Consider the following 16,164-nt stretch of genomic DNA (forward strand, 5'->3'; position numbering starts at 1 on the left):
AGGAGCTGGGGCACAGAGGACTCGTCGCGAAGAGGGTTCGACGCCGTCATGAACCGAGGATGGCCGCGGCAGATTGCGTCGGCGTTGCGCGCCGGTGACGGGTCGTTTCAGCCGGGCTCACGGCGGGCGGAGCAGTGTTGTCAGCGTTTGTCGGTGGGCTCGCTTACCGTTGTGCGCAGTGATCGGATCGGGGGATCCGGCGGGGGACGGGGGTTCGGGATGGAACGGCCGGGGTGGGCGCGGTGGGCCCATTGGAAGCAAGGGGTCACACCTCTGTGGGCCCGAGTGCGGCGGCTGCGGCCGCGGCTGCCGCGCACGCGGCGGGGGCAGCGGCGGGCCGTGCAGGGCTTCATGGCCGCCTGTGTAGTGGCGCTGCTGCCTGCGACGTGGCTGTTCGTGACGACGGACGGCCGGTTGCGTACGACGGCGGATGTGCCGCACACGCGGGTCGCGGTGGTCTTCGGCGCGGGGCTGTGGGAGGGCGAGCCGTCGCCGTATCTCGCGCACCGCCTGGACGCGGCGGCCGAGCTGTACGAGTCGGGGCGGATAGAGGTCGTCCTCGTCACCGGGGACAACAGCCGGGAGGACTACGACGAGCCGGACGCGATGCGCGCGTATCTGACCGAGCGCGGTGTGCCGGGGCGGCGGATCGTCAGCGACTACGCGGGCTTCGACACCTGGGACTCCTGTGTGCGGGCCAAGAAGGTGTTCGGCGTCGACCGGGCGGTGCTGATCAGCCAGGGCTTCCACATACGCAGGGCGGTCGCGCTGTGCCGCGCGGCGGGCGTGGCGTCGTACGGCGTCGGGGTCGACGCCAAGCACGATGCGACGTGGTACTACGGCGGGGCGCGGGAGCTGTTCGCGGCGGGCAAGGCGGCGTTGGACTCGGCGTTTCAACCGGATCCGCGGTTCCTGGGGCCCCGGGAGCCGGGCGTGGACCGGGCGCTGGCCGCGCCTCGTTGAGCCTGGCCTTTGAGCGGGGTCGGGGATGCGTCTGCCTGGTGCCGCTTGGCCGCCGGGTGCGGGTCGTGGTCCATCCTCGCGCCGTTCCCCGCGCCCCTAAAGGGGCACGACCTGGACCGGGGTCCGCGTCCCTGACGGGGCTCACAGTGGGGTGTGGGGGTCGCTGAGGTCGGGTTACCGCGTGTGTAACGCGAGCGCGTCGGGGGGTGTAACACGCGTGTCGGACTCTGGCTGGTATGCACTCCAAGGCGACATCGACCCACTGTCCGTACTGCGCGCTGCAATGCGGGATGGGCCTGGCATCCGGCCCCGGCGGGGTGGAGGTCGTGGAGCGTCCCGAGTTCCCCGTGAACGGGGGCGCGCTGTGCGGCAAGGGCCGCACTGCGCCCGCTGTGCTCTCCTCCCGGGTGCGCCTGACCGAGCCACTCATCCGATCCCACGCCACGGGCCGGCTCGAACCGGCCACCTGGGAGGAGGCCGTCGGCCGTGTCGCCGAAGGGCTCTCCCGCACGCGTACGGAGCATGGCCCGGACGCGTGCGGGGTGTTCGGCGGCGGCGGTCTGACCAACGAGAAGGCGTACGCGCTCGGGAAGTTCGCGCGGGTGGTGCTCGGCACGTCGCAGATCGACTACAACGGCCGGTTCTGCATGTCGTCGGCGGCGGCCGCCGGGCAGCGGGCCTTCGGGCTCGACCGGGGTCTGCCGTTTCCGCTGGCCGACGTGCCGCGCACCGGCTGTGTGATCCTCGTCGGCTCGAACCTCGCCGAGACGATGCCGCCCGCGTTGCGCTATCTGACGGAGCTGAAGGCCAACGGCGGCAAGTTGATCGTCGTCGACCCGCGCAGGACCCGCACCGCCGAGCAGGCCGATCTGCATCTGGCGCCGCGCCCCGGCACCGACCTGGCGCTCGCCCTCGGGCTGCTGCATCTGGTGGTGGCCGAGGGGCGGACGGACGAGGCGTTCATCGCGGAGCGGACGAGCGGCTGGGAGGAGGCGCGGGCGGCGGCTATGGCGCACTGGCCGGAGTACGTGGAGCGGATCAGCGGCGTTCCGGTGCCTCAGCTGCGGGACGCAGTGGAGATGTTCTGTGGCGCGGAGTCGGCGATGGTGCTGACCGCGCGCGGCCCCGAGCAGCAGTCCAAGGGCACGGACACGGTCGGCGCCTGGATCAACCTGTGCCTCGCCACCGGGAACGCGGGCCGCCCGCTGGCCGGTTACGGCTGTCTGACCGGGCAGGGCAACGGGCAGGGCGGACGCGAGCACGGCCAGAAGGCGGACCAGCTGCCCGGCTACCGCAAGCTGACGGACCCGGCGGCGCGGGCGCATGTCGCCGAGGTGTGGGGCGTCGACCCCGATTCGCTGCCGGGCCCCGGCCGGTCCGCGTACGAACTGCTCGACGCGCTCGGCGGGGACATCAAGTCGCTGCTCCTGATGGGCTCCAACCCGGTCGTCTCTGCGCCGCGCGCCGCACACGTGGAGGAGCGGCTGCGGTCGCTCGACTTTCTGGCCGTGGCCGACGTCGTCCTCTCCGAGACGGCTCAACTGGCCGATGTCGTGCTGCCGGTGACGCAGTGGGCCGAGGAGACGGGCACGGTGACGAACCTGGAGGGCAGGGTGCTTCTGCGCCGCCAGGCGGTGACGGCGCCCGACGGGGTGCGCAGCGACCTGGACGTGCTCCATGGCCTCGCCGCCCGCCTCGGCCACGAGAAGGGCTTCCCGACGGACCCGGAGGAGATCTTCGAGGAACTGCGCAGGGCGAGCGCGGGCGGCCCCGCGGACTACTCGGGCATCTCGTACGCACGCCTGAAGGAGGGCAACGGCGAGGGAGTGTTCTGGCCGTGCCCGGCGGAGGACCTGGCCCCGGCGGAGGAGGAAGAGGAAGAGACGGACGCCGTGCACCCCGGGACCCCGCGCCTCTTCCTCGACCGGTTCGCCACCGAGGACGGGCTCGCGCGGTTCGTGCCCGTCGTGCACCGGGCCGCCGCCGAGGAGGCGGACGCGGAATATCCGGTGCTGCTGACCACCGGGCGGGTGCTCGCGCAGTACCAGTCGGGGGCCCAGACGCGCCGCGTCGACGAGCTCAACTCCGCCGCCCCCGGGCCCTTCGTGGAGCTGCATCCGCGGCTCGCCGCGCGGCTGCGGATCGCGGAGGGCGAGCCGGTGACCGTGGTCTCGCGGCGGGGGCGGGCCGTCGCCCCGGCGCGGATCACCGGCGCGATCCGCTCGGACACCGTCTTCATGCCGTTCCACTGGCCGGGCGAGGGGCGGGCCAACTCCCTGACGAATCCGGCACTCGACCCCGTGTCCCGGATGCCGGAGTTCAAGGTGTGTGCGGTACGGCTTGAGAGGGAGTAGCCCGCGGTCACGCTCCTGCCGGAGTCAGCAGGTGCGTCCTACGATGCGCGAGCCGTCGCCCGTGCAGTGGTTGTAGAACGCGTCGCTGCTGGTCTCGTAGAACCCGCAGGGGTCCATGACGGCGGTGAGGCCAGAGAACGACGAAGGCTCATGGGACAACTTCTGCTTGAGGACGTGGTGCTCGCGCACCGACGAACGCACCGACTGATGCGCACAGAGAGTGTTACAGCGGGCACTGCTCGTGATCATCCGCGTCGCTCGCACAGGTGACGGAGTCCACCGGATCGAGTGCGCAGGCGTTTGAGCTGCGAAATCCGCGCCACGGACCGGCCCCGGCACGCCCTCACCGCCCCGCACGGAACAACGCCCAGTCCCCTCCCCCGATCACCGCCCCCGAGGCCCGCAGCCCCGCCGCCACCCGAGGCGCCGCCACGTACACCCAGGCCCGGGACGTCGTCCCGTCGAGCAGGGTCACGTCCCGCACCACCCGCTCGTACAGATTCCGGGGATCGCCCGGCACGTAGTCCTCCAGTACGTCGAGCTCGGCGAGGAGCCGGTCGTACGCGGACGGCAGTGCGGTGATCAACTCACCGCGCACCGGGCCCGCTTCGGGGTCCTCCACCAGGTACGGATAGCCGGGCCCCGCGTACAGGACCGCCCCCGCGAGCCGCGCGGGCTCCTCCGCGGCGACGCGGCCGCGCAGGTGGACGTCATGGTTGCGCTCGCCCGGCCGCAGCGTCCCGTACACGAAGAACGGCAGCCGCGCCGCCGCCGGGCTCACTCGGCGGTCTCCCGCTCCACCCACTCCAGATACGCGGCGCTGCCCCGCACCACCGGCGTCGCGATGATCTCGGGCGTGTCGTAGTCGTGGGCAGCGGTCAGCCATGCCTCCAGGGCGTCGTACCGCGCGGCCGCCGTCTTGAACAGGACCTGCCACTCCCGCGCGGTCTCGATGCCGCCCTCCCACGAGTAGACCGAGACGACGGGCCCGCCAATCTGCGCGCACGCGGCGACCCGCGCCGCCACCGCGCCGCTCGCGAGGTCTTCTGCCTTCTGGGCGGTGTCGGTCGTGGTCAGCACGGTGACCACTGCCGGCTCTCCGGTTTCGTACGTCGACGTCATGCACCGATTCTCGCCGGACGTCTCGCAGGTCGGGGCCACCGGCCATGCCGAAGGTCCCGAACCTCGCGCACCCGACCGGCGTACCGACGGCTGTTACACAACCTCCCGGTCTCCGTGACGGACGCTTCCTAACGTCGAAAGGGCCATGAAACTCAGCCGCCCCCGCCCCCGTCTCCTGCGCCACGTGCCCTTCGCCGCCGCGGTGGTCGTCGTGCTGGCCGGATGCGGCAGCGTGGACGGGCTCGACTCCGGTGAGCCCGCGCCGTCCGTGTCCGTGCAGCCGCGCCCCGAGCCGCTCTGGCCCGCCTGGTCGGGTACGTCGTCCAAGGCGCCCGGCGCCGACACCGCCACCCACCAGCCGCCGCCGGAACCCCTGGACGGGCTGCCCGACGTGGGCAAGGAGGGCATCGGCGGACTCGACTTCCGCGATGTCCTGCGGGCCGACCCGCGGATGCGCGCCCTCGCCGACCGCCCCACGATCGAACGCCCCGGCCCCGCCGGACTGAGGCCGCCGATGCTGACGGACCTGACGGGCGACGGGAAGCCCGAGCTGCTCGTGGCCGCCGACACGGAGAGCGGACGCAGCGTGCTCGCCGTCTACCGGGCGCTCGGCGGCCGCGTCTACCCCATCCTGTTCACCTCGGGGAAGCGCGTGAGCATCGAGACGATCGGCCCGGATCTGCTGCTGCGCAGCTCGTGCGCGGGCGGCGGCGAGCAGGCGGTGCGGTTCCGCTGGGACGGCGTACGGATGTCCACGGTGAGCGACACCAAGAACTACAAGAACTACAAGAACTTCAAGAACTACGAGAAGACGCCGGGCCAGGACCGCACCCGGTCCCCCGCCCCGGCGCCCTCGCGCGGCTCGGAGCCCGGCGCGTGAGGGGCATCGCACGGCGCGCCCGCGCCGCCTTCAACTCGCTCGGCCTGCGCTGGAAGATCGCCGCGCTGCTCGCGCTCGGCTGCGCGGTGGTCGCCGTGGCCATCGGTCTGCTCGTGCACCACGCACGGCTCGAACAGGTCTCCTCGGGCGCCAGGTCAGGTGCCGTCGCGCAGCTGGTGCGGGTGCGTCAGCTGTACGAGCTGACCGGGCAGGTCGACACGGACACATCGGACGGCACGGTCGCCGCCCTGGACTCGCCGGACCTGCCCGCGTCGCTGCGGGCCGCCGCGCTGGACGGGCGGCGGACCACCTACCTCGACATGGGGGCCGCCGATCCCGCCGTCTGGGCGGCGCGGCCGGTCGGCGACCATGTCCTGTCCGTGCGGGAGCCGCTGGCCGAACAGGCCGCCGAGATGGCCGAGTTCGACCGGCAGCTGATCGTCTCGGGGGCCGTCGTCGTCGTGCTCGCCGCGCTCGGCGGTGCCGCCCTGGCCAGCCGCCTCAGCCGCGAACTGCGGACCGCGGCGGCCACCGCGCGCCGCATCAGCCAGGGCGAGCTCGACGCACGTATCGGCCATCCGCGCTCGCCCGACGTGCAGGGCAGCACCGGGCGCGGCGGGGACGAGGTCGCCGAACTTGCCACCGCGGTCGACACGATGGCCGCGTCCCTGCAGCGGCGTCTGGTGGCCGAGCAGCGCTTCACCGCCGATGTCGCCCACGAGCTGCGCACCCCGCTGACCGGTCTGCACACGGCGGCCGAGCTGCTGCCGCGCGGCCGCCCCACGGAGCTCGTGCTCGACCGGGTGCAGGCCCTGCGCACCCTCACGGAGGATCTGCTCGAAGTGGCGCGGCTCGACGCGGAGGTGGAGCGGCCCGACCTGGAGGTGCATCCGCCGGCCGGGCTCGTCGAGGGGATCGTCCGGCGGTCGGGGTACAGGGTGCGGTTCGTCGCCACGGGCCCCGACGACGTCTTCGTACGCACCGACGCGCGCCGCCTGGAGCGGATCGTCGCTAACCTCGTGGCGAACGCCCGCAGGCACGGCGCGGACCCGGTGGAGGTGCGGGTCGCCGGGCCCGTGGTCACGGTCAGCGACCAGGGGCCCGGCTTCCCGGAGCATCTCCTCGAGGACGGCCCGCGGCGCTTCCAGACCGGCGCGCGGGAGCGCGGCCAGGGCACGGGCCTCGGTCTGACCATCGCGTTCGGCCAGGCGCAGGTGATCGGCGCCCGCGTGGAGCTGAGCAACGGGGAGGGTGGCGGCGCGGTGGCGGCGGTCCACCTTCCGCGGGCCGATTCCTAGCCGCGCCCACCGGCTCCGACTTCGATCTGTACTCAACTGCCGTAAGGGCGCACATCCTTGGCGCTCCGCAGCGCCCAGGCCCACCACTGCAGCTGATCGAACATCGCCTTCGCGGCGGCGTCAGGGCCGGTGGGGTCCTTGTGGATGCCGTCGGCGTCGAAGAGCCCGCCCGCGTTGTGGAAGGAGACGGTGTCGCGGATGGTGTGGGTGTGCAGCTCGGCGAAGACCGGGCGCAGATGCTCGACGGCGCGCAGGCCGCCGGAGAGCCCTCCGTAGGAGACGAAGGCGAGGGGCTTGGCCTGCCACTCGGCGTGGTGCCAGTCGATGAGGGCCTTCAGCGACGCGGGGTAGGAGTGGTTGTACTCGGGGGTGAGGACGACAAAGGCGTCGGCGGCGGCCAGCTTCGGGGTGACCTTCTCCAGTTCGGCGACCACTTCGGGGGACGGGTCGAAGGAGAGCGCGGTGGGCAGCCGGGACTCGGCCAGATCGACGACGTCCACCTCGAAGTCCTCGCGATCGCCGAGCCGGGACAGCAGCCAGTCGGCGACGGTCGGCCCGAAGCGGCCCTCGCGGTTGCTGCCGATGATGACGGCGACGCGCAGGGGGGTGACGGTATCGGCGGTGCTGGTTGCAAGCGTGTTCTGAGTCATGAGCAGAGCCTCGTATCTCAACCTTGCTTGAGGTCAAGTCGCTCCCGTGGCCGATCTTGCGCGGGGCTCCACGGACGGGTCTCCTCGGGGTCCCCGCCACCTCGTACGGTGAGACCATGACAACTCCCGCGCTGGTACAGCGCCTTGAGATCGACGGCCGGGCCGCCACCGCCGACCGGCTGCTCCTGCCCGCGCTCGGCGCCGTGGGGCACTTCACCGCGATGCAGGTCAGGGGCGGGGCTGTGCAGGGGCTCGCGCTGCATCTGGCCCGGCTCGACGCGGCGACGCGCGAGCTCTTCGACCACGAGTTGGACGGCGAGCACGTCCGCGGGCTCATCCGGCACGTACTGCGCGACGACATCGCCGACGCCTCCGTACGCGTCCTCGTCCATGCCTCCACCGACGGCGAACCGACCGTGATGGTCACCGTCCGGGCGCCGGGCCGGATGCCGGCGGACCCGCAGGCCCTGCAGTCGGTGCCCTACCTGCGGCCCTTCCCGCACATCAAGCACCTGGGCGGCTTCGGGCAGGCCCGCTACGGCGAGCTCGCGCGGCGCGCGGGCTTCGACGACGCGCTGCTCACCGGGCCCGACGGGACGATCAGCGAGGGCGCCGTCACGAACATCGCGTTCTACGACGGGACGGAGGTCGTCTGGCCGGACGCGCCCTGCCTGACCGGCATCACGATGCAGCTGATCGAGCCGCGCCTCGCGGAAGCCGGGCAGCCCACGCGGCACGCCCCGGTCACCCTCGCGGACCTGCCGTCGTACACGGCCGCCTTCGTCACCAACGCGCGCGGCATCGCGCCGGTGCGGCGGATCGACGACACGGAGTTCACGGTCGACGCGAAGCTGATGCGGGTTGTGACGGAGGCGTACGAGAGCGCCCCCTGGGACGTCGTCTGAGGCGGAATCAGGTCTGTCCCGGGCTCCCGGGTCACCCATTCACAGGCGCCCCGCACCCCCTTCGGATTCTGCTCCGCGACACGCCGGGTGACCTGCTGGAACGTAGCCGCCGAGCCGTCAGAAGCCGCTCCACCGCAGCGTTTCTGACCGACCTTCAGGAGGCGTGCTCCGTCAAGTGCCACTTACCTCGGTAGAGCGGGGTTCGACCGACGCAGCGGCACTTGGGGGTGCCGCGGGCCGTGCCCTCTGAAGGCCCCTCGGAGGAGCGAGCACGATGCGCAGAGCCCGCCTGCTGACCACCGCCGCGCTAGCCGTCGCATCGGCGGGGCTGCTCACGCCGCCCGCAACGGCCGCCGCGCTCGCCGCCGGCGGGGGCCTGGAGGTCTTTCCGTCCACGGTCACTCCCGGCACCACCGTCACGGTGAACACCACCGCGTGCGGCAGCGAAGGGACCGCGACGGGCGATGCGAGCGCGGTGGGCGCCAGCGCCTTCACGCTGGCGCCGAGCACGCACGAGGAGAACGCGATCGGGCAGTTCAAGGTGCCGCCGTCGGCGCAGCCCGGCACCTACGAGATCGTCGCGAAGTGCTCGGGCTCCGGCTCGGGCGGCAAGGAGGTGGCGGGCGATCTGGTCGTGACGATCACGTCCACGGCCGCCGCCCGCGAGCAGCAGGTCACTCCGAAGGGACATGTGAAGACGGGGGTCGGCGGCGCTCTCGGCCCCGACCCCGTGCAGACCACGGCGGGTGTGGCGGCGCTTGCCGTCGCCGCCGCGGGCGGTACCTGGCTCCTGCATCGCCGGGCGAGAGGCGACAGGATCTGACGGACACCCTCCGCTGTCCACCGGTACCGCAAGCCCCCTCCCCCGCCCGGCCCGCGATGTCCCTCGCGGGCCGGGCGGGGGACGAGGGGCCGGACTCCCCGACCCCGAGGAGAACGGGCACGTATGCGCAGGAAGACCCTCAACTCCGCGATAGGGGCCGTCACCGCCATCGCCCTGTGCTCCGGCGCATGGCTGCTGCACAACGGCGCAGGTTCGGGCCCGCCGCCGCAGCCGTCCGCCGCGCAGGCCGCTTCGGCGTCGGCGCCTGCGGGCACCGGCATCGGCCCCGCGCCCGCGTCGTCCGCGCTTCCCCCGTCGCCGCCCGACCGGATCAGGATCCCCTCGATCCGGGTCGACGCGCCGCTCATGGGGCTCGGCCTCAGCCGGCAGGGCAGCCTCGACGTGCCGCCGCCGAAGAAGACGAATCTCGCGGGCTGGTACGAGTCGGGGACCACGCCCGGCGAGACCGGGACCGCCATCGTGGCGGGGCACGTCGACAACGCCGAAGGCCCTTCCGTCTTCTACGACCTGGGCGCCCTGACCAAGGGCCGCACCATCGAGGTCGAACGCAGGGACGGCAGCGTGGCGGTGTTCACCGTCGACGCGAACGAGGTCTACGCCGCGAACAACTTCCCCGACGAGAAGGTGTACGGCGCGGCGGACCGCCCCGAGTTGCGGGTCATCACCTGCGGCGGCACGTACTCGCGCTCGAGCGGCTACCAGGGCAACGTGGTGGTCTTCGCCCATCTGACGGGCGTGCGCTGAGACACCGGCGGGCGCCGGTGGCTAGGCGACCCACTGCTCGTACGCCATCTTGGCCACGAGCCCGAACACCGTGGTCAGGAGCACGATCCGGACGAAGCCGCTGCCCTTCTTCAGGGCGGTGCGCGCGCCGACCATGCCGCCCGCGAGGTTGAAGACGGCCATCAGACCGGCCAGTTGCCACATGACCGCGCCCTGCCAGGCGAACATCGCGAGGGCGCCCGCGTTGGTGCAGCAGTTGACGATCTTGGCGGTGGCGGAGGCCGCCACCAGGTCGAGGTGGAGCACGGCGGTGAGCGCGAGCACCAGGAAGGTACCGGTGCCGGGCCCGATGAGACCGTCGTAGAAGCCGATGCCGAGGCCCGCGAGGCCGATCGCGGCGAGGATCCTCTTGGGCGACGCGGGCCGGGCCGCGGGCGCGGTGCCGAAGGCGGGCTTGAAGATGACGAAGGCGCCGACGCCGACAAGCACGACCATGATCACCGGCTTGAGCACATCGGTGCTCATCCCCGCGGCGAAGACGGCGCCGCCCATCGACCCGGCGAGCGCGGCGAGCCCGATGCGTACGGCGGTCGGCACATCGACGGGTGCCTTGCGTACGTACGTCACCGCGGCGCCGGCCGTGCCGACGATGGCGACGGCCTTGTTCGTCCCGAGGGCGTGCGAGGCCGGGGTCGCCCCCGGAAGCCCGATGAGCAGCGCGGGCAGCAGAAGCAGCCCGCCACCGCCGACCACCGCGTCGATCCAGCCTGCCGCGAGGGCGGCGATACAGAGGACGACGACGGCGGTCAGCGATATGTCGGGCATGATCGCGACCCTATGGAGGGAGTGATCACGCCGTCCATGAAATCGGCGGGAGTTGAGCGTCTTCTGAGGTTGGCCGTCGGCCGGGGCGGGGGTGCCGCCCCGGCCGACGGTCCTCGGGTCAGTCGCCGATCCGCGGCAGCAGGGAGACCATCTCGCTGCCGTTGCGGACGACCAGTGCGTCCTCGTAGAGGAGGACCTGGGACGTGTCCCCGAAGTGGGGCTTCGGCTCGCCGGGCTCGACGTGATCGCGCCAGACCCGCTCACCCGAGCGCAGATCGAGGGCGGACAGGTATCCGGTGGGGCTGTAGAAGTACACGAGCCCCTGCCTCTCCGAGACCACGGGAGGTGCGATGCCGACCGAGGGAGGTGCGACGCCCGTCATCGTCTCCTTGTCGGGCATCTTGACGCCCACCGGCCTTGTCCACAGGGTCTCTCCCGTGGTCAGCGAGTAGACGGAGGCCTCGCCCTTCCAGGACACGGTGATCAGACGGTTGCCGATGACCTCCGAGTTGGCCAGCTCTCCGTTGATCCGGTAGGGGTGTGAGACCTGCTCCCCGGAGCTGCTGATGAGGGTCACCACCAGGTCCTTGTCGGCCGGACTCTTCGCTCCGGCCACGACGAGACGGTCGCCGAAGGTCCCCATGAGCCGCTGCCTGCCGGGGAGGGTCGTGACCTTCTCGGCGTCTCCGGTGGCGGGGTCGAGACGGAAGACGTCGGTGCCGTCCGGCTTCTCGACGTCCGGCGCACACAGGAGGTAGGGCGTACCGCTCAGGACCGCCCGCTGGCACACGGTGCCCTTGTCCCAGGTGTGGCGCCACTTCTCGTCGCCGGTCCGCGGATCGAGGGCCGACATCGTGCGCAGCGACGGGGTGTTCACGAACACCGCGCCGTCGATGAGCATGGCGGCCTGTCCGGTGCGGTCGTCCTGCGGCATCTCGGTCTTCCACAGGACGTCGCCGTTGTCGGCGTCCACCGCCATCAGGTCGGTGCCGCCCATGTAGTCCCCGTTCGGCAGGTTCTCCGCGGTGTGGTTGCGGTAGGTGTAGACGACGCCGTCGCGCACGGCGAACGGGTGGTCGAGCCCGTCGCCCTCGCGGTTGACCTTGACGGTCCACTGCCGCTCGCCGGTGTTGGCGTCGTACTTCGCGGCGTCGTACTTGGACCCGGCGCAGTACAGCGCGGAGCCGTCCACCAGGCAGCCCCGCTCGCTGCCGCCCGGAGTGTCGCTCTGCCACGGCTGCCAGCCCTCCGGCGACGACGCCGCCGGCCGCACGGGCCGGTCGGGCTCGGCGCTGCCGCCGCCCCCGAAGCCGAACACCGCCCCCACAGTGATCGCCGTGACGGCCGTCGCCGCCCCCGCGGCCTGCGAGAAGCGGCGCCGGCCGCGCCGCCGCACCACCTGCTCGGCCAGGTCCCCGGGCGCGCGCACCCCGCCCAGGGCGACCGCCCGCAGCGTGTCCCTGACCTTCTCCTCCACCTGTTCCGTCGTCATCCCTGGACCCCCTTCGGCGTATAGCTGAGCGGCTGCACCTGTTCCGCGGGCCTCTCGGGCCCGAGCTCCGGTACGAGCGACCGGAGTTTGGCGAGCGAGCGGTGCGCCGTGCTGCGCACCGTGCCGACCGGGCAGCCGAGCAGCGCCGCCACCTCGGCCTCCGGCAAGTCCTCGAAGTAGCGCAGCACGACCACGGCCCGCTGCCGCTTCGTCAGCCGGCCGAGCGCCGCCCACAGCGCGACCCGCAGCTCGGACTCCGCACCGGCGTCGGCGTCCGTGCCGGACTCCGGCAGTACGGGCACCATCGTCTCGGCGCGGTGCCTGCGCAGCCGCCAGCGGTTGACCTGCTGGCGGTACAGGACCTGGCGGACATACGCCTCGGGCTGCTCGATGCGCGACCAGCGCCCGTACGCCTTCATCAGCGCGATCTGCAGCAGATCCTCCGCGGCATGCCGGTCCCCACCCGTGAGCAGCACCGCGAGCCGCAGCAGCGCGGTGGAGCGCATCGCTACGAACTCCCGGAACTCGTCGTGATTCGAGGCCTCCATCGACCCTCCCCTTCTTGGCAACCATCACGACGCGATGGGCCGCCCGCTGCTGTCCATCGGCGGGCGAGATTGTGGATCACACCAAGTCGGCGGCGGCTCACGCCTGCGCCGTGGCCGTCCCGACGAGCAGCGCGACAAGGCGCTCCACCCGCTCCCTGGGGTCGGGGGCCTCGCCCCAGCCGGTCATCAGCAGATGGTGGACGGTGCCGACGAGCGCGAGCGCGACGGCCGCGCCGTCCGTGGCGGCGGCCAGCCGCCCGAGCCGCACCTCGGCGTCCAGATAGGCGGTGACCGACTCCTCGATGGCCGCGAAACCGGGCGCGCCGTCCGCCAGCGCCGTGCGGATCCGCAGGGACGCGTCCGCGCGTGTCATGGCAAGGCCTACGACCGTGGGATCCAGGGATTCCAGCAGGGCGAGGGCGACCGCAGTGAGGTTCGCGGGCACGGTCGAACTCCCCGCCCGGCCGGGGAGTCCGGCGGCCTTCTGAGCCGTGCGCGCGAATCGGTCGAGGACCAGCTCCGCGATGAAGGCGTCGAGTCCGTCGAAGTGCGTGTGCAGCACCCCCTTGGCGCAGCCCGCCTCACCGGTGACGGCCCTGCTGGTCAGGGCGGCCGGGCCTTCGCGGGCCAGCACCCGCTCCGCGGCGTCGAAGAGCCGCTCGCGAAGGTCGGGGATCGCAACTCCACGCGGTGACATGCATTTCTCCTGGGGGGATTGCCAGTATGGGCGCTTGCCCATACTGTTGTTTGGGCAAGCGCCCATACTAGCGCCGGCACCCCGGCCCGGGCCCCGTCCCACAGGAGGCACCCCATGGAGCAGATCGCCAACACCGAGCAGGCACAGGCATGGAACGGCTACGAGGGAACCCACTGGGCCCGGAACCAGGACCGCTGGGACGCCGTGAACGCGGGCTTCAACGAGCCCCTGCTCACCGCCGCCGCGCTCACCGGCGGCGAGCGCGTCCTGGACATCGGCTGCGGCGCCGGAGCCACCACCAGGCAGGCCGCACGGCAGGTGGGCACGGGCAGCGCCCTGGGCCTCGACCTGTCGGGACCGATGCTGGAGCGCGCCCGTGCGAGCGCCCGGCACGAGGGCATCGACAACGTGGTGTTCGAGCGGGGCGACGCCCAGGTCCACCCCTTCGATCCGGACACGTACGACGTGATGCTCAGCCGCTTCGGCGTGATGTTCTTCGCCGACCCCGTCGCCGCGTTCACCAACATCGCGGGCGCCCTGCGCCCCGGCGGCCGCGCCGCCTTCATCTGCGCCGCCGAGGCCGAGGGCAGCGAATGGCTCCAGGCCATCGCGGCACTCGGCGACATCCTGCCCATCGGGGGCTTCGGCAAGCCGGGCGGACCTGGCATGTTCTCGCTGGCCGACCCGGACCGCGTCCGCTCCGTCCTGACCGCCGCGGGGTTCGAGCGGCTCGGCGTCACCCACGTCGAGGCGGACGGGAACTGGGGCCGGGACGCCGATGACGCGGCCGCGTTCCTGCTGGACTCCGGCCCCGGCCACCATCTGCTCGGCCAGGTCGGACCGGACGCCCAGGAGCGTGCCCGCCGCACCCTCACCGACGTACTGCGCCCCCACGAGCGGGACGGGGAGCTGCGGCTGCGCGGCACCGCCTGGCTGGTGACGGCCGAGCGCGCGAAGTAGCCCCTACGGCTCTATGCCTCTAAGGCTCTAAGGCTCTAAGGCGCGACCTGCGGCGTCGCGGGTACCCCCGACGAGGGGCGGTCCGGGGCCGGTGGGGCCGCCGGGTCGAGCGTGAGGGTCAGCGCCGTGGCGACCAGCGCGCTCGCCCCGGCGAGGCCTGCCGCCAGCTTCCGCCGCGCCTGAAGCGTGGGCCCCTGCCCGGGGCGTACGGGTCTGCGGTGACGTCCCATGTCAGCTGTCAGCTCTCTAGAAGGCGAAACACTCGGCATGGATCCGCTCCCGCGGCACCCCGCCCCGCTCCAGCGCGGCAACCGCCCCCGCCGCCATCCCCGGCGGCCCGCACACATAGACGTCATGTTCGGCGAGGTCGGGGACGAGATTGCGCAGCGCTTGTGGCGCAAGGGGATCGAAGGCGGCGTCGGACCGGCCGAGGAGATAGTGCAGCCCTGCGCCCCTGCTCCGGGCGATCTCCTCCAGCTCCTCCCACAGGACCAGCTGCTCCGCGCTCCCGGCCCGGTAGAGCAGCGTGATGTCACCGGGCCCGCCGGGCAGCGTCTCGAAGAGCGCCCGCATCGGCGTGATGCCGATCCCGCCCGCGAGCAGCAGCACCTTCCGCTTCGTACGCCGATGGGCGGTCAGCGCCCCGAAGGGCCCGGTGGCGAGCACCCGCGTCCCGCGCTTGAGCCTGCGCACCCGCCGAGTGTGATCGCCGATCGCCTTCACCGTGATCCGGAGCGTGTCGTCGCGCACGGGCGCGGACAGCGAGAACGGCAGCGCGGTGCGCCAGAGCCCGCGCCGCAGAAAGCGCCAGCGGAAGAACTGCCCCGCCTCGGCCCGCAGTTCGTCGAGCCCGATGCCCTGCATGACGACTGACACGACTCCGGGCCCTTCATCGCGTACGTCGATGACGCGCAGGCTGTGCCGGAGGGCCTGCCGCACGGGTACGACGACGCGGTACCAGACCAGCAGGACCGCGACGCCCGCGTGCAGCAGCGACCACAGCCACACCGTGAGCACGCCGCCCGCCACATCGGGCCCGGCGAGCTGGTGTACGAAGGCGAGCGCCGCGCCGAGGTAAGTCAGCAGGTGCACGGCCCGCCACGTCTCGTGCGGCACGCGGCGCCGCACGGCACGCGCCGAAGTGACGCCGACGGCGACGAGCAGGGACGTGCCGACGACGGCGAGGGCGAGCCCCGGATAGCCGAGCAGGCCGAGGGTGGCGCCGACGAGGTCGGTGTCGGCGTGGGCGGCGTATCCGCACAGGGCGAGCAGGGCGTGGCCCAGGCACAGGATGAGTACGTGGCGACCGCCCAGGACGTGCAGCCGGGCGAGCCGGTCGGCGCCGACGCCGTGCTCGATCGCGGGTACGCGGGCCATCAGGAAGAGCATGACAAGGACGCCGTACCCGGCGAGCAGCCCGGTGAGGTGGGCGCCGGTCGCGAACACCACGTCGAGCCGGGCCGAGGGTTCGGCCTGCACGGCCCAGAGCGCGGTGACGGCGAGGGCCGCGCCGAGAATTCCGCCCCGCAGGGCGGCAGGGGTGACACGGACCGGCGCCGCGGGAGTGGCGGCGGCCGGGGGCCGCCGACGCCTCTGACGCAGGTACGCGGACAGCGCGGGGTACGCGGAAAGCCGGGATTCGGCAGCCTCGGTGGTCACCGCCGCAGACTAGGCGCGGGGCGCCGCTGAAAGCGGCTGGTCAGGGGCTGATTGCTGATCCTTAAGGTGGTCTTGAGGATCGGCTCAACGGCGGTTAAGCCCGGGGCAACGGGCGGGTGGGCGGGAAAGGCCTGTTCGGCACGCACCGCCGCGGGGCACCCTCACACCCCGCCCCGGCGCCCGCTGAGGGCAGCGTTCCCCCCGGGAAACAGTGAGGATGCGGTCGGGTAACACCGCCCCCGCA

Annotated in this window: 17 protein-coding genes and 1 pseudogene; 8 read left to right on the forward strand and 10 right to left on the reverse strand. The window is 72.6% G+C overall.

The annotated features are described in order from the left end of the window. Positions 1 to 351: 351 nt before the first annotated feature. On the forward strand, positions 352 to 963 hold the full coding sequence (locus AB0O76_RS03895; RefSeq protein WP_365485554.1) for an ElyC/SanA/YdcF family protein: 612 nt from the start codon (positions 352 to 354) through the stop codon (positions 961 to 963). Positions 964 to 1,199: 236 nt separating this feature from the next. Beyond that, positions 1,200 to 3,317 (forward strand): molybdopterin oxidoreductase family protein, encoded by a 2,118-nt coding sequence (locus AB0O76_RS03900; protein WP_365485063.1) that lies wholly within the window; start codon positions 1,200 to 1,202, stop codon positions 3,315 to 3,317. A gap of 39 nt (positions 3,318 to 3,356) precedes the next feature. Here the strand turns inward: AB0O76_RS03900 and AB0O76_RS03905 are convergent. From AB0O76_RS03905 to cutA, 3 genes and pseudogenes are all read right to left on the reverse strand, one after another. Next, positions 3,357 to 3,476, reverse strand: a pseudogene (locus AB0O76_RS03905) (DUF6355 family natural product biosynthesis protein); the annotation flags it as partial. Positions 3,477 to 3,660: 184 nt separating this feature from the next. Further along, positions 3,661 to 4,098: a gamma-glutamylcyclotransferase family protein gene (locus tag AB0O76_RS03910; RefSeq protein ID WP_365485066.1), complete on the reverse strand. Its 438-nt coding sequence runs from the start codon at positions 4,096 to 4,098 to the stop codon at positions 3,661 to 3,663. Beyond that, positions 4,095 to 4,439, reverse strand: a complete 345-nt coding sequence (cutA, locus tag AB0O76_RS03915; RefSeq protein ID WP_365485069.1) for a divalent-cation tolerance protein CutA — start codon at positions 4,437 to 4,439, stop codon at positions 4,095 to 4,097. Before cutA ends, AB0O76_RS03910 begins: the two co-directional genes overlap by 4 nt. Before the next feature lie 145 nt (positions 4,440 to 4,584). On the opposite strand from cutA, the gene AB0O76_RS03920 reads away from it, so the two are divergent. Continuing rightward, positions 4,585 to 5,319: a hypothetical protein gene (locus tag AB0O76_RS03920; protein ID WP_365485072.1), complete on the forward strand. Its 735-nt coding sequence runs from the start codon at positions 4,585 to 4,587 to the stop codon at positions 5,317 to 5,319. Continuing rightward, a complete protein-coding gene (locus AB0O76_RS03925; protein ID WP_365485075.1) occupies positions 5,316 to 6,617 on the forward strand; it encodes a HAMP domain-containing sensor histidine kinase in 1,302 nt (433 codons plus the stop codon). Before AB0O76_RS03920 ends, AB0O76_RS03925 begins: the two co-directional genes overlap by 4 nt. A gap of 32 nt (positions 6,618 to 6,649) precedes the next feature. Here AB0O76_RS03925 and AB0O76_RS03930 read toward each other — a convergent pair whose 3' ends face one another. Beyond that, a complete protein-coding gene (locus AB0O76_RS03930; RefSeq protein WP_365485078.1) occupies positions 6,650 to 7,267 on the reverse strand; it encodes an NAD(P)H-dependent oxidoreductase in 618 nt (205 codons plus the stop codon). A gap of 116 nt (positions 7,268 to 7,383) precedes the next feature. Between AB0O76_RS03930 and AB0O76_RS03935 the strand changes: the two genes are divergently transcribed. The 3 genes from AB0O76_RS03935 (at position 7,384) to AB0O76_RS03945 (ending at position 9,760) form a co-directional block, all read left to right on the forward strand. Next, a complete protein-coding gene (locus tag AB0O76_RS03935; protein ID WP_365485081.1) occupies positions 7,384 to 8,172 on the forward strand; it encodes an aminotransferase class IV family protein in 789 nt (262 codons plus the stop codon). Positions 8,173 to 8,446: 274 nt separating this feature from the next. Beyond that, positions 8,447 to 8,995, forward strand: coding sequence for a hypothetical protein (locus tag AB0O76_RS03940; RefSeq protein WP_365485083.1), 549 nt, complete (start codon positions 8,447 to 8,449; stop codon positions 8,993 to 8,995). Positions 8,996 to 9,118: 123 nt separating this feature from the next. Beyond that, complete coding sequence (locus AB0O76_RS03945; RefSeq protein ID WP_365485086.1) at positions 9,119 to 9,760, forward strand: class F sortase; 642 nt, start codon at positions 9,119 to 9,121, stop codon at positions 9,758 to 9,760. A gap of 21 nt (positions 9,761 to 9,781) precedes the next feature. Here AB0O76_RS03945 and AB0O76_RS03950 read toward each other — a convergent pair whose 3' ends face one another. From AB0O76_RS03950 to AB0O76_RS03965, 4 genes are all read right to left on the reverse strand, one after another. Next, positions 9,782 to 10,564: a TSUP family transporter gene (locus AB0O76_RS03950; RefSeq protein WP_365485089.1), complete on the reverse strand. Its 783-nt coding sequence runs from the start codon at positions 10,562 to 10,564 to the stop codon at positions 9,782 to 9,784. Between the two features lie 118 nt (positions 10,565 to 10,682). Further along, entirely contained in the window at positions 10,683 to 12,056 is a 1,374-nt protein-coding gene (locus AB0O76_RS03955; RefSeq protein WP_365485092.1) for a PQQ-binding-like beta-propeller repeat protein, read from the reverse strand. Further along, entirely contained in the window at positions 12,053 to 12,604 is a 552-nt protein-coding gene (locus AB0O76_RS03960) for a SigE family RNA polymerase sigma factor (protein ID WP_365485095.1), read from the reverse strand. The genes AB0O76_RS03955 and AB0O76_RS03960 overlap by 4 nt, the downstream gene beginning before the upstream one ends. A gap of 97 nt (positions 12,605 to 12,701) precedes the next feature. Then, positions 12,702 to 13,301, reverse strand: a complete 600-nt coding sequence (locus AB0O76_RS03965) for a TetR/AcrR family transcriptional regulator (protein ID WP_365485098.1) — start codon at positions 13,299 to 13,301, stop codon at positions 12,702 to 12,704. Positions 13,302 to 13,415: 114 nt separating this feature from the next. Here AB0O76_RS03965 and AB0O76_RS03970 point away from each other — a divergent pair, with 114 nt between their 5' ends. After that, entirely contained in the window at positions 13,416 to 14,261 is an 846-nt protein-coding gene (locus AB0O76_RS03970) for a class I SAM-dependent methyltransferase (RefSeq protein ID WP_365485101.1), read from the forward strand. A gap of 35 nt (positions 14,262 to 14,296) precedes the next feature. Here AB0O76_RS03970 and AB0O76_RS03975 read toward each other — a convergent pair whose 3' ends face one another. Continuing rightward, a complete protein-coding gene (locus AB0O76_RS03975; protein WP_365485104.1) occupies positions 14,297 to 14,491 on the reverse strand; it encodes a hypothetical protein in 195 nt (64 codons plus the stop codon). A gap of 16 nt (positions 14,492 to 14,507) precedes the next feature. Continuing rightward, positions 14,508 to 15,920, reverse strand: coding sequence for a ferric reductase-like transmembrane domain-containing protein (locus AB0O76_RS03980; protein WP_365485107.1), 1,413 nt, complete (start codon positions 15,918 to 15,920; stop codon positions 14,508 to 14,510). Positions 15,921 to 16,164 lie beyond the last annotated feature (244 nt).

Source organism: Streptomyces sp. NPDC086554, from assembly GCF_040686095.1.
In the GTDB taxonomy this organism is placed as follows: Bacteria; Actinomycetota; Actinomycetes; order Streptomycetales; family Streptomycetaceae; genus Streptomyces.